The following is a 17,825-nucleotide window of genomic DNA, read 5'->3' on the forward strand; positions in this document are numbered from 1 at the left end:
GCTCACCCGCGCCCACGTCGCCCCCGGTTCCGGGGGTGCTCCCGCGCCGTCCGCTCGTTCCCGAACTTGTACGCGCCGGTCCAGCGGGCCATGACCTCCTGCGGGTCGCCCGACTCCACCTCCCCGGTGAACTTGGCGGCCCGCTCCCCGCGCAGGGTGGCGGCCTTGCGGCCCCGGTGCGTGATGACGACCGTGCCGTCGGCTCGGGTGGTCCAGGTGAATCCGGCGGGGGCGGGCATGGGGCTCCTCGGGGGTCACGGGCGCCGGGCGCACGCTCCCGGCGCGTCGGAGCCTATGGCAGGGGTCAACCAGCCCACGGAGGCCGCACGCTGAGCGTGCGTCACCCCCGCCCGAGCTCATTGTCAGTCCCTCTTGCCACCCTTGCGGGCATGAGCCACAACATCGCTTACTCCACCGCCGACAAGGCGGACGTCCTCGCCTACCTCGGCGGCGCCGACGCCCTCACCTCGGACCAGTCGCGCCGCTTCGCCGGGATGCGCGAGTACGCCGCCGCCGAGCAGGCCAGCCTCGACCACCAGGGCGTCGACTGGGAGCTCTCCATAGGCGAGGCCCTGGAGCACCTCCTCGCCGGGCGCGCCGACTCCCCGGCCGAGTGCGCCGGGAACGCCTACCACACCGCGCTCCAGATCATCATCGACCGCAACGCCTCCGACCCTTCCCACCTGGCCACCTGGTCCAAGCCGGTCACCTTCCTCGACCTGCTCGGCGACGAACTGCGCCGCGCGGGCGTGCCCTCCGGCATGCTCCCCCTGGAGTACCTCTACGGCGGCCTGCCCGCCGAGTTCCCTTACCTGCCCTCCTCGCTGGACGGCTACCCGGCCATCGGCCACCTGCCGCTCGACCAGGCCAAGCCCACGGCCGACGCGTACCGCACGGTCCTGGAACGCGTCCCCGAGGACTTCCGCCACGACCTCGGACTGCTCATCAAGATGCTCGACTTCGAACACGAGGAATGGGAGTACGCCACGAAGAACATCGACTGGTACACCCAGGACACGCTGTTCTTCTCGCTCACCTGACCCCCACCGCGCCCGAGGAGGGTCAGCGCGCCGGGCGCATGCCCAGGGGTCCGGCGATCTCCTCGGCCATGACGCGGCCGGCCTCCTCGTCCAGGGACTCGTCGGCCAGGTCCTGGTCGGTGTCGAGGCCGTCGAGGGCCGGGAGGGGCTGGTTGAGGCGGACGTGGACCACCAGGGACTGGAGGGCGCGCAGGGCGGCGGAGGCGGTGGTGCCCCAGTTGGAGAAGTAGGAGAACTGCCACCACCACAAGGCCTCGGCGGTACGGCCCTCTCGGTAGTGGGCCATGCCGTGGCGCAGGTCGGCGACGATGTCGGCGAGGCCGTCGGAGATGCGGGCCGGGACCGGGGCGGTGCGCGGCTCGTACGGGTCGAAGACCTCCGAGTAGACGTCGACGGGGGCCAGCAGGGCTGCGTACCGCTCGCGCAGCTCGTCGACGTCGGGCTCGGGGCCGAGGTCCGGCTCGTACCGCTCCTCGGGGAGGAAGTCGGCGTGGGCGCCGAGGCGGCCACCGGCCAGCAGCAGCTGGGAGAGCTGCAGCAGGAGGAAGGGGACCGCGCTGTCCGGCTCGTCACCCTTGGCGATCTCGGTGACGGCGACCAGGAAGGATTCGACCTGGTCGGCGATCTGGACGGCGAAGTCGTCGGGGTCCTGCGTGGTGGAGTGGAGCGTGGCGTCAGACATCGAGGAGTCGTCTCCCTTCGAAGGCGCGGCCCAGAGTGACCTCGTCCGCGTATTCCAGGTCTCCGCCCACCGGCAGCCCGCTGGCGAGGCGGGTGACCTTCAGGCCCATGGGCTTGATCATCCGGGCGAGGTACGTCGCCGTGGCCTCGCCCTCCAGGTTGGGGTCGGTGGCCAGGATCAGCTCGGTGACGGCTCCGTCGGCGAGACGGGCGAGGAGTTCGCGGATGCGCAGGTCGTCCGGGCCGACGCCCTCGATGGGGCTGATCGCCCCGCCGAGCACGTGGTAGCGGCCCCGGAACTCTCGGGTCCGCTCGATCGCCACGACGTCCTTCGGCTCCTCGACCACGCAGATCACCGTCGTGTCCCGGCGCTGATCGCGGCAGATGCCGCACTGCTCCTGCTGGGCGACGTTCCCGCAGACCGAGCAGAAGCGGACCTTGTCCTTCACTTCCAGCAGGGAGTGCGCGAGGCGCCGCACGTCGGTCGGCTCCGCCTGGAGGATGTGGAAGGCGATCCGCTGCGCGCTCTTGGGACCGACGCCGGGCAGCCTGCCCAGCTCGTCGATCAGCTCCTGGACCACGCCTTCGTACACGGAACGCCTTCCTTCGTGCTCCGCGGCGCCGGACCCTCGCCGGGGCCGGGCCGTCGCTTCGTACCGTAGCCGCCGGGGTGCCCGCCCAGAAGGCGTGCGGCGGATTACGGGAGGCGGATTCACCACGGGTGAACGCGCCGGGTCGGACTCGGATCAAGCGGTGCGGGACGGGACGCGGCGGACTCGTTCCGCACCCCTTCCCGCGCCGGGGTTCAGAACGGCAGGCCGGGGATGCCGCCACCGCCCAGGCCCTGGGCCAGCGGGCCGAGCTTGGCCTGCTGGAGCTGCTGGGCGTTCTCGTTGGCCGCCTGGACCGCCGCGACCACCAGGTCGGCGAGGGTCTCGGTGTCCTCGGGGTCCACGGCCTTCGGGTCGATGACCAGGCCGCGGAGTTCACCGGAGCCGTTCACCGTCGCCTTGACGAGGCCGCCGCCCGCCGAACCGTCGACCTCGGTGCGGGCCAGTTCCTCCTGGGCCACCGCGAGATCCTGCTGCATCTTCTGGGCCTGCTGGAGCAGCTGCTGCATGTTGGGCTGGCCACCACCGGGGATCACGATCAGCTCCTGTGTTCTGAGATCTGGGGTCAGAGATAGGGGGTCGGGTCGTGACGGGAGTCGCTCGCCCGGGCACCGGCCCGGGAGTACCCGCCTGTCTTGAGCGTACGTGCTCGGCCCGAGCCTCGCTGAGGCACTCTTTCGGGTGACCGCCCCCACCCGCGCCCGGCCTGATCAGGGCCCTTTTCGGGCACCCGGGACGGATCGCCGCCGGTCCGCCGCGCGGTAGTAAGGAGCCTTCCGCCCTGCCCGGGAGCCGCCAACCCCACGGGCGTCACGGAAAGCACGCGTGTGCGCACGCACCGTGGCCACGGCTCCGTACCATCCCGTACGGCCGTTCGCCACGCCCCGCCGCCGCGCGCACGGTCCGCCGACGACGGTCCCGCACAGCGACCCCGAGAGGGAGTGCCTGGTGAGCCAGCCCGAAGAGCAGCCCGAGGGCCCGGCCGACGACGCCCGCCCCCGGGAACAGCGCCGCCCACGGCGCCCCGCCGACCTCACCGGCCGCCCCTTCCCGCTGGGCGACTGGGGCCAGCCGGCCGACCGCCTCACCGAGCTGTACGAACGGGTCGAGGAGTCGGCCCTGTCCACCGCCGACTGGTACCTCGCCGACCGGGTCCGCAAGCGCCGCGGCGCCCGCCTGCTGCGGGCCGGGGCGGCGCTGGGCGCGGGGACCGCCGCCGCCCTGCCCCTGCTCGACCTGACCGGTGCGGTGCCCGGCGCCTCGCCGTGGGCCTGCCTGGCGGTGCTGGCGGCGGCCGCCTGCGTCGCCCTGGACCGGTACCTCGGGCTGACCTCCGGGTGGATGCGGGACATGGCGACCGCGCAGGCGGTGCAACAGCGGCTCCAGGTGCTCCAGTTCGACTGGGCCTCGGAGTGTGTGCGGGAGGTGCTGGGCCCCACCGACGGGACCGCCGCCGAGGCCGCCGACCGCTGCCTGGGCGTGCTGCGCCGCTTCGCGGACGACCTGAACGCCCTGGTCAGGACCGAGACGGCGGACTGGATGGTGGAGTTCCGCACCGGCCCGGCCCCGCTCGCCGCCCGCGCCTCGGGCAGCCTCCCGGCCCGCGCGGACCTGCCTGCCCAGAGCGCCCGACCGGCCCTGCTGCCGGGCGCCCGCCCGAACATGCCGCGCCAGCGGCCTCCGGACACCCGCTGACCGGCCCGGTCGGGGTGACCGGCTCAGCTGAAGACGATCATCGAGCCCTGCCCGAGGCTCTTGGTGACCGCCGCGTGCAGCCCGAGCCAGACGTGGCGTTCGCGGGCGAAGGGGCTGTCGTCGAGGGGTGCGGGGGCGGCGGGTTCCTCCAGCTCGGTGGGGCCCTGCGGGGGTGCGGGTGCGGTCGGCGGGTTGGCCGGATCGATACCGATGGACGGGGCGACGTACGCCAGGTCCCGCAGCAGGCCGTGGGAGGAGCCGAGCGGGCCGCCCCCGGCGAGGAGTTCGTCGTTGGCCAGCGGCTCGGGGAAGTCGACGGGGACGTAGGCGCCGGCGTGGTCGTAGTGCCAGACCAGGTGGGAGCGCTGGGCGGTCGCCTCGAACATCTCCAGCAACTGCTCGTAGTCGCCGCCCAGTTCGTCCACCGGGGTCACTTCGAGGCCGCAGACCCGGAGCAGGTAGGCGCGGCGCAGGAAGTGCAGGGCCTCGTAGTCGAAGCCGGCGACGGGGGCGACGTCGCCGGAGAGCCCGGGCATGTAGGAGTAGACCGGCACGGAGGGCAGTCCGGCGGCGCCCAGCGCGGAGTCGTAGAGCGCGAGTTCCTCGGCGAACGGGTTGTCAGGGGCGTGGCACAGCACGTCGACAAGGGGGACCAGCCACAGGTCACAGGCCAACAGAACTCTCCTTGGTCGCCGTTGGGATCACCACGGGAAGCGTAGTGGGGGGTCGTGCGGGAAGGGTACGGCGCAACCGGGCCGTCCGGCTCCGGGTGGTACGGCTTGGATCAGCGGGCGTCGGGGCCGGCCAGTTCCTCGATGAGGGCGAGCGAATCGGCGTTGTAGGCCGCGATGATCGCCTGCGCCTCGGGGAGGCGGCGGTGGGCGAGGGCGTCGATGAGGCCGCCGTGGCCGGTCCACAGGCGGCCACGCAGGTCGCTCTGGCGACGCAGATGGGGGACGGAGCAGACCCAGGACTGCAGGCGCAGGCGGTAGGCGAAGTCGGAGAGGTAGGGGTTGCCGAAGAGGGCGCAGAGCTCCTGCCAGAACCGCAGGTCGTAGCCGATGAGGACGTTGAGGTCCCCGGCGGAGGCGGCGCGGGCGGCCTCCTCGCCCCTGCGCCGTACGGCGAGGTAGCGGTCGGCTTCGCCGGGGGTGTGGCCGCCCAGGCCGCTGAACATCGCGTCGGCGATCAGCCCCCGGGCCTCGATCATGGCCCGGTAGTCGGCGACCGAGAACTCGTGCACCCGGAAGCCCCGGTGCTGGACGGAGTCGAGGAGCCCCTGCGCGGAGAGGTCGACCAGCGCCTCGCGGACCGGGGTGGCGGAGACGCCGTACTGCTCGGCGATCTCCTTGACGGTGAACTCCTGGCCGGGACGGAGCCGTCCGGCGAGGACCTCGTCACGGAGCGCGCCGGCGATCTGCTGGCGCAGCGTGGAGCGGGTGATGGCGTGGGCGCTGTACTCGCGCGTCGCGCACATCTGCCTGTCCTTCCCGGTCGCGTATGGGCACGTCAGCCTACGCGCTACAGGAGCGGGAAGCGCCGCGCGTGCGCCGGGAAAGAGGTCGGCCGGAGGTGGTCGCGGCCTGCACGGGCAGGGCGTGGTTTCACGTGAAACCACGGAGGGTGACCGGGGTTTCACGTGAAACCCCGGTCACCCTCCGTGCGGCGGCTCCGCCCGGACCGGGCCGGAGCGTCAGACCGTGTACTCGTCCGCGACGGTCAGGGCCTCGTCGAGAGCGGCGAAGCCCTCCTTCAGCTCCTCCTCCGTGACGGTGCACGGCGGCACCACGTGGGTCCGGTTCATGTTGATGAACGGCCACAGCCCGCGCTTCTTGGCGGCGGAACCGAAGGCGGCCATCGGCGCGTTGGCCTCGCCGGCGGCGTTGTACGGCACCAGGGGCTCGTGCGTCTCGCGGTCCTTGACCAGGTCGAGCGCCCAGAACATGCCGACGCCTCGGACCTCGCCGACGCTCGGGTGGCGCTCGGCGAGCCGGCGCAGCTCCGGCTCGACGACCTCGGCGCCGAGCCGGGCGGCGTTCTCGACCACGCCCTCCTCCGCCATCACCTTCAGCGTGGCGACGGCGGCGGCGCAGGCCAGCGGGTGCCCGGAGTAGGTGAGGCCGCCCGGGTAGGGGCGCTTGGCGAAGGTCTCGGCGATCTTGCCGCTGATGGCGACGCCGCCGAGCGGCACGTACCCGGAGTTGACGCCCTTGGCGAAGGTCATCAGGTCGGGCACCACGTCGTACAGGTCGGCGGCGAACCAGGTGCCGGCGCGGCCGAACCCGGCCATGACCTCGTCGAGGATGAAGACGATCCCGTACCGGTCGCAGATCTCGCGGACGCCCTGGAGGTAGCCGGGCGGCGGCGTCATGATGCCCGCGGTACCGGGGATGGTCTCCAGGATGATCGCGGCGATGGCCTGCGGGCCCTCGTAGGCGAGGGTCGACTCCAGGTGCGCGAGGGCGCGCTCGCACTCCTGCGCCTCGTTCTCCGCGTAGAACGGCGTGCGGTACAGGAACGGCGCCCAGAAGTGGACGACGCCGGCGCTGCCGTTGTCGGAGGCCCAGCGGCGCGGATCACCGGTGAGGTTGATCGCGGCGGCGGTGGAGCCGTGGTACGAGCGGTAGGCGCTCAGCACCTTGGGGCGGCCGGTGTGGACGCGGGCCATCCGCACGGCGTTCTCGACGGCCTCGGCGCCGCCGTTGGTGAAGAAGATCTTGTCGAGGTCGCCCGGGGTCCGCTCGGCGATCAGCCGGGCCGCCTCGGAGCGCGCCTCCACGGCGAACGCGGGGGCGAAGGTGGCCAGTCGGCCCGCCTGCTCCTGGATCGCCGCGACCACCTTGGGGTGCTGGTAGCCGATGTTGGTGAAGACCAGGCCGCTGGAGAAGTCGAGGAAGCGGTTGCCTTCGTAGTCCCAGAAGTACGACCCCTGAGCGCCGGCCACGGCGAGCGGGTCGATCAGGTCCTGCGCGGACCACGAGTGGAACACATGCGCCCGGTCGGCGGCCTTGACGGCGGCACCGGTCTGCGGGTCGGGCTCGGGGAGCCCCGGACGGGGGGAGCCGTGCTGGCTGGACTGAGGGGTCATGCCCACAGGCTAAGAGCGGAGGGTGCGGTCGGGGCAATGGGCGGTGTGTCTGGTGCCGGGAGGCGGGGGCGACAGGTTGTCGGGTGGCGCGGTCCCATCGAGGGGCGGCCCGGGCGAGGGAGCGCCCGGGCCGCCCCGGGATCAGCCGCGCCCCTCGGCCACCTTGAGCGCGGCCGTGGTCCGCGCCGCGTCGAAGGCGTCCACCGGGTCCCGGTCCCCCTTGCGCCAGGGCGAGGCTCCGCACCAGGGCCCGAGGGTGCGGAAGACCGGCAGCGCGGCCTCGTACATCTGGCACCGCGTCAGGTGGTACGCGAGGAGGTGGAGCAGGCCGGGCAGGCGCGGGTCGGTCCCGGGGACGGAGGCGAGGGCCCGGGCCACCGTCAGCAGCAGCCCCTTGTCGGCCGGGTCGGTCCGCATCAGGCGCCGGCCGGACCGTTGCTCCTCCTCGTCCAGCGCGTACAGGTAGACGCCGGGGAGCACGCTGCCGGGCGGGGCGGCGGCGAGGGCCCGCTTGGCGAAGTCGTACATCAGCTCGTCCGAGCCGTGCCACTTGGCGCACCAGTACGGGAGGGCCTGGAGGTGGCCCGCCCAGTGGTAGGGGGCGCGGGTCTGGAGGCCCGCGAAGAGGCGGGAGAACTGGCCGTGGTCGTAGTTGAGCGCGCGGGCGGCCGTCATCATCACGACCCAGGGACCGGGGTCGGCAGGAGCCAGTTCGGACGCCTCGTGGGCGGCCTTCATCGCATCGGGGAGCATCCGCTGGAAGGTGGCCATGTCGGCCTGGGACACCTTGTGGGCGTAGGCGCTGCCCCGGATCGCCCAGGCCCGGTGGACCATCAGCCCGGCCCGCACGGTGGCGGCGTCGCCGCTCTCCGGACACGCCTTGCGCCACCGCTTGAGCCAGTCGTCGTCCTCCTGGGCCAGTTCCTGGAGGAGCTCGACGCGCGACCAGCGTTCGTCCCAGTCCTGCCCGGCCGCCTCCACGTAGGCGGCGGCCTGCTTCCACTCCCCCCGGCGGACGGCGAGGACGACCTCGATCACCGTGTCGTGGTCCGGGTCGGGGCGCGGGGGCCCGGCACGGTCCGGGTCCAGTGCGTCACGGGGTACCAGCCCGTGCAGGGCGGGGTCGAACGCCGCCCGCTCCCGGGAACGGCGCGCCCGGGAGGCCAGGGAGGCCACACCGAAACCGGCGGCCGCGATGACGAAGATGCTGATCACCGCGTGATCATGACGCCACGTGCCCTGCTCGGCAAGGGGATTCGCGGCGCTGGGACCGCCTTTCGTCCCGGTCCGGATACGAAGGGCGGCCGAGCGGAGCGCGGACGCGGCCCGCCGACTATCCTCCGGACCAGTGGCAGACGCGTGTTACGGGGGAGGCGGCGCCGCGATGGAACAGCTCGGTCCGGGGGACCCGCAGCGCATAGGGGCGTACCGCCTCCAGGCCCGCCTCGGCATGGGCGGCATGGGGCAGGTCTACCTGGCCCGGTCGGAGCGCGGGCGCACCGTCGCGGTGAAGCTGGTCCGCCGGGAGCTGGCCGAACGGGCGGAGTTCCGCGACCGGTTCCGCAAGGAGGTCGCGGCCGCGCGGCGGGTCGGCGGCGCCTGGACGGCCCCCGTCCTCGACGCCGACACCGAGGCCGAGGTGCCGTGGCTGGCCACCGGATACGTCGCGGGCCCCTCGCTCCAGTCGGTGGTCGCCTCGCACCACGGCCCGCTGCCCGAGCGCTCCGTCCGCATCCTGGGGGCCGGCCTCGCCCACGCCCTCAAGGAGATCCACGCCGCGGGCCTCATCCACCGCGACCTCAAGCCGTCCAACGTCCTCATCACCATCGACGGCCCGCGCGTCATCGACTTCGGCATCGCCCGCGCCCTGGAGACCACCGCCGACGCGGCTCTCACCCGGACCGGCGCCGTCGTCGGCTCGCCCGGGTTCATGGCCCCCGAGCAGGTCCGCGGCGACCGCGTCACCCCGGCCGCCGACGTCTTCTGCCTCGGCTCGGTCCTCGCCTACGCGGCCACCGGAACGCTCCCCTTCGGTACGGCCGACAGCGGCGTCCACGCCCTGATGTACCGCATCGCCCAGGAACCGCCCAGCCTGGCGGAGGTCCCCGAGAACCTCCAGGCCCTCATCGGCGCCTGCCTCGACAAGGACCCCGAGGCCCGTCCCACCCCCGGCCGCCTGCTCACCCTGACCGGCGCCGACGACACCGTCGGCGACGGCAGGGCCCTCGACCCGTGGCTCCCCGGCAGCCTCGTCGCCCAGCTCGGCCGCCACGCGGTCCGCCTGCTCGACCGGGAGGACCCGGAGAACGGCCCCGCGACCCCGGCCCCCGGACCCGGCGCCTCCGCCGAGGCCCCGGCGGCCGGCGCACCCACCGCCCCGGGCACACCGCCACCCCCGGCACCCTCCGCCGAGGCCGTCCACCCGGCGCCCCAGGGCGCCCCGGAGGTACCCGCCGGCCCCGCGAGCCCGCCGCGCGCTCCCGCCCCGCCCGGCCCCCGCACCCCCGGCACACCCCAGGCCGGTGGCGTCAACCACCTCCCCACGGTCGTCGACGGCACCACCCCGCCCCCTCCCCCGCAGCATGCCGCCCAGCCCCACGCGGCCCCGGCCGCCGCCACTCCCCCGGCACAGGCCCACGGCGGGCCCCCCGCCTACGGCTACCCCCAGCCCCACCAGCACCCGGGGCCGGCCACCACCCCGCTCCCGGCGCCCTCGCGAAGGCGCGGCCCGACGGTCCTCCTGCTGCTCATCACCCTGATCGTGGCCCTCGGCGCGGGCGCCGGGGTGTACGCCTCGCTCCGCGAGGACGGCGGGGGCGACCTCGCCAGCGACCCGAAGCAGCCCTCCTCCGCCGCCCCGGGCGGCGACTCCGGCCCGGCGGAGCGGACGCCGTCCGGAGACGACGAGGCCGCAGGGGGCGCCGTCCCCGCCGCCTTCCTGGGCACCTGGACCACCACCATCGGCACCGCCGACGAGCGGCGCCTCACGCTCCAGCAGGGCGAGGTCGGCGACCTCGTGCTCTCCCTCACCGCGACCGGGCCCGTCAAGGGCAGCGCCAGTTCCTACCGCTGCGTCTTCCAGGCGGAGCTGAGCGCCGAGCCGGGCTCGGGGGGACCGGTGCGCGTCGGCCCGTCCCAGGTGGTGGTCGGCCGGCCGATGACCTCGTGCGGCGCGGGCGAGTCCACCACGCTCACCCTCCACGGCGACGGCCGCCTGACCCGCCTCAACGACGCGACCGGCGAATCCCTCACCTACACGAAGGCGGGCTGACCGAGCAGGCCGGTCAGGCGGAGGGCCGCCCCGTCCGCCCGCCCTTGCGGTAGCTCCACCCGGTGTTCAGGCAGGCTTCGGCGAGCGGCTCGAAGTATCCCTCGGGCTCGCCGAGTTCGGCGGCCAGCTCCTCCCAGCGGTGCTCCACCACGTACTCCTTGCAGCGGTCGCAGGCGAACCACTGCTGGGACTCGTGGCGGAGCTTCTGCCTGGTGCCCTGTTCGTCGGTGACCCGCCAGAAGTGGACGGACTTCACCGGGAACATCAGGGCCAGCGGGCGGGACGCGTCCCAGCAGAGGGTGCAGGCGCGGGGCGTCCACGTCCGCTCGGGAGACAGGTCGTCGAAGTAGCCCATGGGCGCAGGGTACTCGCGGTCGTCGGGCAGTCGTCCCGCCATCACTCACTCCCGTCGCATGGCCAGCCAGGCGGCTATCGCCTCCGTGATGGGCATACCCGTCTCGATCTCGGCGAAGAGGAACTGGCCGCCCGCGTTGGCCTCCAGGAACCATGGAGTACCGTCCTCGTCGATGGCGAAGTCGAATGCAGCGTAGGCGAGTTGAGCTTCGCGCAGATAGGTGCGGACGGCTGTGCGCAGCGCGCCGGGCACCTCGCCGGCCCCCCATTCGCAGGCGTCGGCGGGGAGGAAGCGCCAGTCGAGCGTGTCGGTGCGCGGGGTGACGTACGCCGGGAAGTACCGGTCGCCGACGACGGTCAGCCGCAGGTCGGTGCGTTTGGGAACGCGCTGCTGGAGGCAGGTGGCGCAGGCCGCGACGCCGGTGAAGTCGGCGTCGGGCGGGACGGCGGCGGTGGCCAGGGTGAGCGGCGGATTCTGCGGGTGACGGCCGGACACGGACTTGACGATGAGGCCGCCCCCGAGGTCCGCGCGCGCCCTCTGGAAGCGGACGGCCTCGTCGGAGTCGGTGGTGACGAGGGTGTCCGGGACGCGCAGCCCGGCGCGGGCGGCGGTGGCCAGTTGCCAGAGCTTGTGGCGGGAGCGCTCCAGGGCGTCCGGATGGTTCATCCAGCGTGCGCCGGTGGCGCGCAGGGCGCCCCAGAGGGCGCGTTCACACTCCAGGGTGATCCATTCGCGCTGCTCCGCCGCGACGTGCCGGCCGGGCACGCCGGGGCGGCGCACCCACACCGAGCGGATCTCCTCCAGCGCGACGCGCCCGGCGGGGGAGGCCAGGTGGCCGGTGACCCCGCCGTCCGGGGTGACGCGCACGGCGAGGTCCATCCGGCCGGGGAAGTCGGCCGGGTCCAGCCGGAGGACCGGAACGCCACGCCCGCGCAGCTGGAGCACGACCGCGTCGGCGGTGACGTCCTCCTCGCAGGTCAGGACGAGAACGGTCATCGCTCAGTCGTCCCAGTGGGTCTTGCTCCCGGCGGTGGACGCGGTGGAGCCGAGCCGCGCCAGGAGCGCGGTGTCCTCGGCCGCGTACCCGCCGTCGGCCAGCACGTTGACCTGTTCGGTCCGGTCGAAGGCGTAGGGCGCCGCCGGCTCGTCGGCCTGCGGACGGGCGAACCGGAGGGCGAAGGGCGTGATCGTCATCGTGCACTCTCCTCGGCGTCTGGCCTCTGTCGGGTCTCGGGCGGGGGTGTACGGGTGGCGCCGCGGACGCCCCGGGGCGCGTCCGCCCGACCGGACGTCCGGTCAAGGGAACTTGTGCCCAGAGCGTGGCGAAAGTAGGGACAATCCGGTAATCAATCGCGTTCCTGATTACCCAGACCGGGGGGCAGATGCCAGCGCCGAAGTCCGTGGACCCCACCGCCTCGCTCGCGGCGCTGCTCGGCGCGCGCATCCGCAGGCTGCGGAGAGCGAAGGGCTGGAGCCAGACGGAACTGGCCGCGAAGGCGGCGACCTCGCAGGGCCGCCTCGCCCAGATGGAACTCGGCCGCGAGACCCCCAGTCAGACGGTCTGCCGGCTCCTGGACCAGGCCCTCGACGCCGATGGCGAACTCCTCGCGCTCTGGGCCCACATCGAGCGCACCCCGTACCCCGACTGGTCGCGCGCCTTCATGCGCTTCGAGCAGCGCGCCACCCGGATGCGCAAGTACATGGCCGCCACCGTCCCCGGCCTGCTCCAGACCGAGAGCTACGTCCGCACCCTGCTGGCCGCGGCCCGGCCCAGCGTCGGCGGCGCCCTGGAGAGCCTGGTACGCGCCCGGCTGGAGCGGCGGCTGCTGCTCACCGGGGAGTCGCCGCCGTACTTCTGGGCCATCCTCGACGAGGCCGTGCTGCGCAGACCGATCGGGCCGCCGGAGGTGATGCGGGAGCAGCTGACCTACCTGCTGCACATGCAGGAGACGGAGCGGGTCTCGCTCCAGGTGCTGCCCTTCTCCGCCGGCGTGCACCCGGCGCTCGGCGGCTCGGTCACCGTCCTCAGCTTCGACCGTCGCCCGGACGTCGCCTACCTGGAGAGTTCGCACTCCGGGGAGCTGATCGACGACCCGGAAACGGCTGCGGGCTACGGGCTAGCATTCGATCAGCTTCACGCCCAGGCGCTCTCACCCCATGCGTCCGCAGCCATGATCCGCAACGTGTTGGAGGGCTCCTACGGTGTCACTCGCGTCTCCCGACGACGTCGCCGGTCCGTGGCGCAAGAGCAGCTACAGCAACACGCAGGGTGGGGACTGCGTCGAGGTCCGCGACGACCTGCCTGGCCTGGTTCCGATACGTGACAGCAAGGACCCGGGCCGGGGGACGGTACGGGTCTCCAACCGGGCGTGGCACGTGTTCCTGGGCGTGACGCGGGGTTAGGAGCCGTCCACCAGCACGCGCCCGAGGCGTACGCCCGGTGGGCCCCGGCGCGGGCGCCGGCCGGGGTGGCGTGCGAGGGTGTCAGGCGGAGGCGGAACGGTTCGCCTGCGGAGACGGCGCACGCCGGGTGAGGGGAGTCGGCTGTGGCGGAGCAGGGTCAGGACCACCGGACCGCACCCACCTCGCGCCGTGCGCAGCGGCGCGAGACCGTCGCCGAACTGCGCTCCCAGGGCCGTGCCGGTCCCGAGCTGCGCGACATCCTCCCCGGTTTGGCCGGCATGGTCCTGGTCACCGCCGGCCCGGTGATCGGCCTCGCCTGGCTGTTCCGGGTGTACGGCGTCGGCGCCCTGCTCCTTGGAGCCGTACTCCTGGCAGCCGCCACCCTGGTCGGTGTGCCCTGGCGGCGCGCCGTGGTGCGCCGGCGCAGCGGCCGCTACACCCCGGCCGAACTCGCCGTCCTCGACGACCACGGCCTCGCCGTCGCCGCCGAACGCATCCTGCGCCGCGACGGCTGGCACGTCCTGCCCATGCCCGACGACGGCCGGCCCCGCCTGTACGCGCGCGACCGCCGCGACCGCCGCCTCGACGTCTCGTTCCGCCCTGCCGAAGACGGCTCCGGTGCCGGCGAACCGCCCGGCGGCCCGGCCACCCTGCGCGAGCCCGGCGGCCCCGCCGACGACCGGGTGATCCGCGTCGTCGTCAGCCGGGGGACGTACAGCCCCACCGAGATCGAGTGGGCCTCCCGTCCCGGCGGCGACCACCTGGTCGACGGACGCCAGTTGCAGCAGTGGGCGTCCGGGACCTCGCTGGACACCCTGGGCCTGCTCCGCTGACCGCCGACCGGGTACCCGGGGTACCCGGAACCGTCGCTCCTCACACCGCCCCCGCACCCCGTCGATGTTCCCGGGTACCGCCGCGTCCACGCGCACAGCAGGCGGGTCGTCCCACGCGGGGCCCGGCCCGGCTCGGTGAGCGTGTCACCGACGCGGGGCGGAACCGTCGGGTGCGCCTACCGCTCCGCCGGTCCGTCGCGTTCGAGCACGCGGAGGGCTGGGAGTGCGTCCTGTGGCCGTTGCCCTCGGCCCGGTCGCGGATCTCGCTGGAGCCCGTGGTGGCCTCGCCGAACGCGTCGACGATCAGGAGCGCCCACTGGTCGGCGGCCTCCGAGAAGACCCCGCGCGCCGGGGAGCCGGCACGGCTCAGCCCCGCGCCCCTCCGGTGTGCCGTGTTGAGCTGCTCGGTCACCATCAGGTTCCCCCGTCACCGAAAAGTGCGTTCTTCCCAGGCGGCGGGAACTCTCTTACGGTTCTCGAGTAACCACAAGTGACCGTGGAGCGCGTGGCCTCGGCCCCGCTCCGGCGCTCACGCCCGCGTATGACGACAAGGAGGCCGCAACATGGCCATCACCCTGGTGGACCCCGAGGAACTGCCGAAGGTCGGCGCCTACCGGCAGGTGGCCGTGGGGACCGGATCGCGGCTGGTCTTCGTGGCCGGTCAGGTCGCCTGGGACGCGGACGGCACCACGGTCGGCGCCGGCGACCTCGCCGCCCAGGTCGAGCAGTGCTACCTCAACGTCCACACCGCTCTCACCGCCGTCGGCGGCACCTTCGCGGACGTCGCCAAGCTGACCGTGTACGTCGTCGACTGGACACCCGACAAGATGCCGCAGTTCCAGGAGGGCGTCGCCCGCGCCAGCGCCCGGCTGGGAACGGCCCCGGCCGCGCCGGGCACGCTGGTGGGCGTCGCCGCCCTCGACGTCCCCGAGCACCTGGTCGAGGTGGAGGCGACAGCGGTACTGGACTGACCGGCCGCCCCGCCACTTCGGCCCCGGGGGGCGGGCGGAGAGGTTCAGCCTCCCGCTGAGGCCGGTGAGGGCTGGCTCGTACCGATGTCCTCGTACCCCCACGAGCGGTAGAGGGCACGCACTTCCCCTCTCCTGCCGATGAGTCGACCATCAGGGTCTCGTACTGGTCGCCGCTCGCGGCGAGGAGTACGCCGTGGACGCGGCGGGCGGTACCTGTCCCGCGCCACGCAGGTCGTACGCCGATCTCCTTGAGGGCGAGCGTCGGCTGCGCGGCGCACGCGTCACCGGACGGCGGGGTGGTGCGCTGCCCGTACCGGACGCCGTGCCCGATGCGGTTGGCGTAGGTGTAGCCGCCGAGCTGGCCTTGCGCGTACGCGAGAACGGGGACGAAGCCCGGTTCGCGGCCGTGCCGGTCCAGCCTCTCGCCGAAGCCGGGCGTGGTGCGGTTCGGGAGGTGCAGGAGCGGTGCTCGCACCTCTGCGCAGACCTCGGCCGTGTCCTCGCGTACGTCATCCCAGAATGGGGAACCGTCGCAGTTCGACAGTCGGTGCCGTGGTCGTGCTCCGTCTTCCCGGCTGCGGTGTGCTCGGTCCGGGTCTGCACGGTGGGGCTTCCGGGAGCGATAGCGCGCGGGGCCCCGAACTCCCCCAGCGTGCGAGAGGCGCTGGGATGACGGACAGCCGCAGGCGCCGGGCCTCGTGGCTAGGTGTTCTCTCCACGGGGCGGATCATCGGACCGACCTCGTTCATGCGGCGCGGGCGGGCGGCGGTTCAGCTACGGCCGGGCTCCGGGAACTCCTCGCCGAAGTGGTACGGGGCCAGGCAGTAGCTGAAGCCCGCCTCGCCGTTCAGCTCGATCTTCTCCCGCTCGCAGTAGGCCGCCAGACCGTCGGCGATGCGCCAGCCGCCCTCGGCAGCGCCGTCGAACCAGAAGACGCCGCCCGCGTAGTGGATGGTGGCACCGGAGTCCGGGTCGGTGAGGTTGAGCGATTCGTAGTTCTCCGGGCGGTCACGGACCAGGGCGACCAGGGCGTCGGGGACGCCCTCGTAGAGGGAGACCTGGAGGGCGTAGTCGCCCTCGGCGTAGAGGTTGAGGGAGCCCTCGTGGTCGAAGGTCAGCAGGAGAGCGCGGCCGTCGGCGGTGAAGTACCAGACGGCGGACTGACCACCGCCGTCGTTCCAGGCGAGGCGCTCGGCGCCGTCGACCTCGGTCGGCTCCACGTCCGCCTCGACGGCGACCAGCGCGGCGCGACGCCTGATCTCGCCCAGCGGAGTGCCCTGGAGCGCCTGCCAGGTGGCGTTCTCCCCGAGAAGGGCGCTGCTGTCGTTGCTCATGCCGGGAAGAGTAGGCGACCCGACCGACAACGCACTCCGACGGACCCGGAGCACCAGCCGGAACCGCGCCCTCGCCCCCGGCCTACGCGGACACGGCCTCTCGGAGAACGGCGGCACCTTCCCCCGCAGGAGTACGGTGCCGTCACCGCCCCCTGCTCCATGCCCTGGTCCTCAGCCCGGCGGCGGTCCTCGGCCACTCGATGAGCGGTGCCCCCTCGTCTCCCTCCTCACCGAAACCGACCCCGAGCTGGTCCCGGCCCATCGTCGACGACACCACCGTAAGAAATCGGCCACCCGAAACGCAGTCCCCGCCGGACATCACCGGATGGCCAGCCCCGCCACGCCCTGCCACGCGAGGCCCGCGGCAGGCGTCCGTGGCCCACGGAGTCCGAACGGCGCCACTTCCTCGATGATGCGAACCCTTCCCCGACCGCCGGGCTTTCCCCGTCGGGCAGACCGACCTGATGGCCTCCCGGACGACCCGGACCGACGACTCCTCCGCCGCCGTCCCCCGCCCCCGAAACCCCTGCGGCACCGAGGCGTGCCGGAAGAGCTCGTACCCGCTCGCCACGCCTCCGGCCTCCTCGTGCACCGCGTACCGCAGCGAGGTCGCGCCGCCGCGCTGGTGGGGATGGTCGGCGAGCCGCACCGGCCGGTGGTCCGACCTCCCGACCGCCGTGAGGCGGTTCTGGCCGTAGACCTGCTCGACCTGCCCACGCACCTCACCCTCGTCCACCTCACCCGCGCTCCCTCCCCCGCCCCCTTACGAGCCCTCACTACCGCTCCCTCACACCCCGTCATCCCAGATTCCGGAACCCCTCACTCCCCCACTCCTGCCCCTCGCCTTCCCACCTCAGCCAAACGCCCCCCTCCACCTCCGCCCCGCCCCTTCCATCGCAGGTCAGCGCTGCCCCACTCCATCCACTTGCCGCAACGATCTTCATTGCCCGACGTCACACGGCGTGATACACAGAGTGACATTGCGTGTCCTCGTGCACCGCTCCTCGTTACCGGCGAGGCGCGCGGACGGGTTCCCGCGCAAACTCGGCCAGGGATTGGCGCCAATGAGGTGCCGCAACACCACACTCCTCGGCGAGAATGGGCGTGACCTCTGCACATCGGCAGAGGTCGAAGAACAACCCACTAGGGGCGGTGAGTTACATGCTTATGGCAGCCGACAAGGGCGACATCACCACCATCATCGGCGGGATCGCCCCCAACTGGGGGCCCTTCGGCGAGCTGGGGAACGAAGCGAAGACCATGATCCAGGTGGTCATGGCCATCGCCATCCTGCTCTGCCTGGGTATCGCGATCTGGGGCGCGGCCAAGCAGCGCATCGGCGCGACGGCCCTGCGCGACACCTTCAGCGCGGAACAGGGCAAGGGCCTGATCATCGCCGGCCTGACCGGCGTCTTCATCATCGGCTCCCTCGGCACCCTCTTCACGATCGTGTACGGCATGGCCGTCTGACCGCCCGCCCCGCACTCCGCCCCCACCACCCGTCCGTCGCGCCCACCGGCTGAGGTCGTGTCTCCCTGATGTC

The 17,825-nt window shown here is 73.2% G+C and carries 20 protein-coding genes and 1 pseudogene; 8 read left to right on the plus strand and 13 right to left on the minus strand.

Going from position 1 to position 17,825, the window contains the following annotated elements:
• Positions 1-2 precede the first annotated feature (2 nt).
• Entirely contained in the window at positions 3-239 is a 237-nt protein-coding gene (locus ACSLIC_RS11740) for a hypothetical protein (RefSeq protein ID WP_436737622.1), read from the minus strand.
• A 150-nt stretch (positions 240-389) separates the two neighbouring features.
• Between ACSLIC_RS11740 and ACSLIC_RS11745 the strand changes: the two genes are divergently transcribed.
• Positions 390-1,040, plus strand: coding sequence for a DUF7691 family protein (locus tag ACSLIC_RS11745; RefSeq protein WP_436737623.1), 651 nt, complete (start codon positions 390-392; stop codon positions 1,038-1,040).
• Positions 1,041-1,062: 22 nt separating this feature from the next.
• Here the strand turns inward: ACSLIC_RS11745 and ACSLIC_RS11750 are convergent, their stop codons facing one another.
• From ACSLIC_RS11750 to ACSLIC_RS11760, 3 genes are all read right to left on the minus strand, one after another.
• Complete coding sequence (locus ACSLIC_RS11750) at positions 1,063-1,722, minus strand: DUF5063 domain-containing protein (RefSeq protein ID WP_436737624.1); 660 nt, start codon at positions 1,720-1,722, stop codon at positions 1,063-1,065.
• The gene (gene recR / locus ACSLIC_RS11755) at positions 1,715-2,314 is read right to left on the minus strand and encodes a recombination mediator RecR (protein ID WP_436737625.1); all 600 of its coding nucleotides are present in this window, start codon (positions 2,312-2,314) and stop codon (positions 1,715-1,717) included. The genes ACSLIC_RS11750 and recR overlap by 8 nt, the downstream gene beginning before the upstream one ends.
• A gap of 212 nt (positions 2,315-2,526) precedes the next feature.
• Positions 2,527-2,868 (minus strand): YbaB/EbfC family nucleoid-associated protein, encoded by a 342-nt coding sequence (locus tag ACSLIC_RS11760; protein ID WP_436737626.1) that lies wholly within the window; start codon positions 2,866-2,868, stop codon positions 2,527-2,529.
• A gap of 412 nt (positions 2,869-3,280) precedes the next feature.
• Between ACSLIC_RS11760 and ACSLIC_RS11765 the strand changes: the two genes are divergently transcribed.
• The gene (locus ACSLIC_RS11765) at positions 3,281-4,027 is read left to right on the plus strand and encodes an SLATT domain-containing protein (protein WP_436737627.1); all 747 of its coding nucleotides are present in this window, start codon (positions 3,281-3,283) and stop codon (positions 4,025-4,027) included.
• A gap of 23 nt (positions 4,028-4,050) precedes the next feature.
• Here ACSLIC_RS11765 and ACSLIC_RS11770 read toward each other — a convergent pair whose 3' ends face one another.
• From ACSLIC_RS11770 to ACSLIC_RS11785, 4 genes are all read right to left on the minus strand, one after another.
• Positions 4,051-4,701, minus strand: a complete 651-nt coding sequence (locus ACSLIC_RS11770) for a hypothetical protein (protein ID WP_436737628.1) — start codon at positions 4,699-4,701, stop codon at positions 4,051-4,053.
• Positions 4,702-4,811: 110 nt separating this feature from the next.
• Entirely contained in the window at positions 4,812-5,504 is a 693-nt protein-coding gene (locus tag ACSLIC_RS11775; protein WP_436737629.1) for a GntR family transcriptional regulator, read from the minus strand.
• A gap of 216 nt (positions 5,505-5,720) precedes the next feature.
• Positions 5,721-7,115: an aspartate aminotransferase family protein gene (locus ACSLIC_RS11780; RefSeq protein ID WP_436737630.1), complete on the minus strand. Its 1,395-nt coding sequence runs from the start codon at positions 7,113-7,115 to the stop codon at positions 5,721-5,723.
• Between the two features lie 141 nt (positions 7,116-7,256).
• A complete protein-coding gene (locus ACSLIC_RS11785; RefSeq protein ID WP_436737631.1) occupies positions 7,257-8,330 on the minus strand; it encodes a DUF4034 domain-containing protein in 1,074 nt (357 codons plus the stop codon).
• Between the two features lie 169 nt (positions 8,331-8,499).
• Between ACSLIC_RS11785 and ACSLIC_RS11790 the strand changes: the two genes are divergently transcribed.
• Positions 8,500-10,386 (plus strand): serine/threonine-protein kinase, encoded by a 1,887-nt coding sequence (locus ACSLIC_RS11790; protein ID WP_436737632.1) that lies wholly within the window; start codon positions 8,500-8,502, stop codon positions 10,384-10,386.
• Between the two features lie 13 nt (positions 10,387-10,399).
• Here the strand turns inward: ACSLIC_RS11790 and ACSLIC_RS11795 are convergent, their stop codons facing one another.
• From ACSLIC_RS11795 to tgmA, 3 genes are read right to left on the minus strand one after another with little or no spacing between them, the layout of a single operon-like run.
• A complete protein-coding gene (locus tag ACSLIC_RS11795; RefSeq protein WP_436737633.1) occupies positions 10,400-10,783 on the minus strand; it encodes a hypothetical protein in 384 nt (127 codons plus the stop codon).
• A gap of 3 nt (positions 10,784-10,786) precedes the next feature.
• Positions 10,787-11,737 (minus strand): MvdC/MvdD family ATP grasp protein, encoded by a 951-nt coding sequence (locus tag ACSLIC_RS11800; protein WP_436737634.1) that lies wholly within the window; start codon positions 11,735-11,737, stop codon positions 10,787-10,789.
• 3 nt (positions 11,738-11,740) lie between these two features.
• Positions 11,741-11,935 carry a putative ATP-grasp-modified RiPP gene (gene tgmA, locus ACSLIC_RS11805; RefSeq protein ID WP_436737635.1) on the minus strand — a complete coding sequence of 65 codons (195 nt, stop codon included), beginning with the start codon at positions 11,933-11,935 and terminating at the stop codon, positions 11,741-11,743.
• A 188-nt stretch (positions 11,936-12,123) separates the two neighbouring features.
• Between tgmA and ACSLIC_RS11810 the strand changes: the two genes are divergently transcribed.
• The 4 genes from ACSLIC_RS11810 to ACSLIC_RS11825 all read left to right on the plus strand — a co-directional run bounded on the left by ACSLIC_RS11810 (position 12,124) and on the right by ACSLIC_RS11825 (position 14,948).
• Positions 12,124-13,065 carry a helix-turn-helix domain-containing protein gene (locus tag ACSLIC_RS11810; protein ID WP_436737636.1) on the plus strand — a complete coding sequence of 314 codons (942 nt, stop codon included), beginning with the start codon at positions 12,124-12,126 and terminating at the stop codon, positions 13,063-13,065.
• Complete coding sequence (locus tag ACSLIC_RS11815; protein ID WP_436740352.1) at positions 13,040-13,144, plus strand: DUF397 domain-containing protein; 105 nt, start codon at positions 13,040-13,042, stop codon at positions 13,142-13,144. The genes ACSLIC_RS11810 and ACSLIC_RS11815 overlap by 26 nt, the downstream gene beginning before the upstream one ends.
• A 143-nt stretch (positions 13,145-13,287) precedes the next feature.
• On the plus strand, positions 13,288-13,977 hold the full coding sequence (locus tag ACSLIC_RS11820) for a hypothetical protein (RefSeq protein WP_436737637.1): 690 nt from the start codon (positions 13,288-13,290) through the stop codon (positions 13,975-13,977).
• Positions 13,978-14,540: 563 nt separating this feature from the next.
• Complete coding sequence (locus ACSLIC_RS11825) at positions 14,541-14,948, plus strand: RidA family protein (RefSeq protein ID WP_436737638.1); 408 nt, start codon at positions 14,541-14,543, stop codon at positions 14,946-14,948.
• Between the two features lie 44 nt (positions 14,949-14,992).
• Here ACSLIC_RS11825 and ACSLIC_RS11830 read toward each other — a convergent pair.
• Together ACSLIC_RS11830 and ACSLIC_RS11835 are read right to left on the minus strand one after the other, a co-directional pair.
• A pseudogene (locus ACSLIC_RS11830) lies at positions 14,993-15,484 on the minus strand (GNAT family N-acetyltransferase).
• A 234-nt stretch (positions 15,485-15,718) separates the two neighbouring features.
• Positions 15,719-16,282 carry a hypothetical protein gene (locus tag ACSLIC_RS11835; protein WP_436737639.1) on the minus strand — a complete coding sequence of 188 codons (564 nt, stop codon included), beginning with the start codon at positions 16,280-16,282 and terminating at the stop codon, positions 15,719-15,721.
• Positions 16,283-17,443: 1,161 nt separating this feature from the next.
• On the opposite strand from ACSLIC_RS11835, the gene ACSLIC_RS11840 reads away from it, so the two are divergent.
• Positions 17,444-17,752, plus strand: coding sequence for a hypothetical protein (locus tag ACSLIC_RS11840; protein ID WP_003949576.1), 309 nt, complete (start codon positions 17,444-17,446; stop codon positions 17,750-17,752).
• Positions 17,753-17,825 lie beyond the last annotated feature (73 nt).

The sequence above is a fragment of the Streptomyces sp. BBFR102 genome (assembly GCF_051397025.1).
In the GTDB taxonomy this organism is placed as follows: Bacteria; Actinomycetota; Actinomycetes; order Streptomycetales; family Streptomycetaceae; genus Streptomyces.

Excerpts from the sequence above, each read along its gene's own strand:
- ACSLIC_RS11740 (WP_436737622.1), bottom strand. The coding sequence starts at position 239 with ATGCCCGCCCCCGCCGGATTCACCTGGACCACCCGAGCCGACGGCACG.
- ACSLIC_RS11745 (WP_436737623.1), top strand. The coding sequence starts at position 390 with ATGAGCCACAACATCGCTTACTCCACCGCCGACAAGGCGGACGTCCTC.
- ACSLIC_RS11750 (WP_436737624.1), bottom strand. The coding sequence starts at position 1,722 with ATGTCTGACGCCACGCTCCACTCCACCACGCAGGACCCCGACGACTTC.
- ACSLIC_RS11775 (WP_436737629.1), bottom strand. The coding sequence starts at position 5,504 with ATGTGCGCGACGCGCGAGTACAGCGCCCACGCCATCACCCGCTCCACG.
- ACSLIC_RS11780 (WP_436737630.1), bottom strand. The coding sequence starts at position 7,115 with ATGACCCCTCAGTCCAGCCAGCACGGCTCCCCCCGTCCGGGGCTCCCC.
- ACSLIC_RS11790 (WP_436737632.1), top strand. The coding sequence starts at position 8,500 with ATGGAACAGCTCGGTCCGGGGGACCCGCAGCGCATAGGGGCGTACCGC.
- ACSLIC_RS11795 (WP_436737633.1), bottom strand. The coding sequence starts at position 10,783 with ATGGCGGGACGACTGCCCGACGACCGCGAGTACCCTGCGCCCATGGGC.
- ACSLIC_RS11800 (WP_436737634.1), bottom strand. The coding sequence starts at position 11,737 with ATGACCGTTCTCGTCCTGACCTGCGAGGAGGACGTCACCGCCGACGCG.
- tgmA (WP_436737635.1), bottom strand. The coding sequence starts at position 11,935 with ATGACGATCACGCCCTTCGCCCTCCGGTTCGCCCGTCCGCAGGCCGAC.
- ACSLIC_RS11810 (WP_436737636.1), top strand. The coding sequence starts at position 12,124 with ATGCCAGCGCCGAAGTCCGTGGACCCCACCGCCTCGCTCGCGGCGCTG.
- ACSLIC_RS11825 (WP_436737638.1), top strand. The coding sequence starts at position 14,541 with ATGGCCATCACCCTGGTGGACCCCGAGGAACTGCCGAAGGTCGGCGCC.
- ACSLIC_RS11835 (WP_436737639.1), bottom strand. The coding sequence starts at position 16,282 with ATGAGCAACGACAGCAGCGCCCTTCTCGGGGAGAACGCCACCTGGCAG.
- ACSLIC_RS11840 (WP_003949576.1), top strand. The coding sequence starts at position 17,444 with ATGCTTATGGCAGCCGACAAGGGCGACATCACCACCATCATCGGCGGG.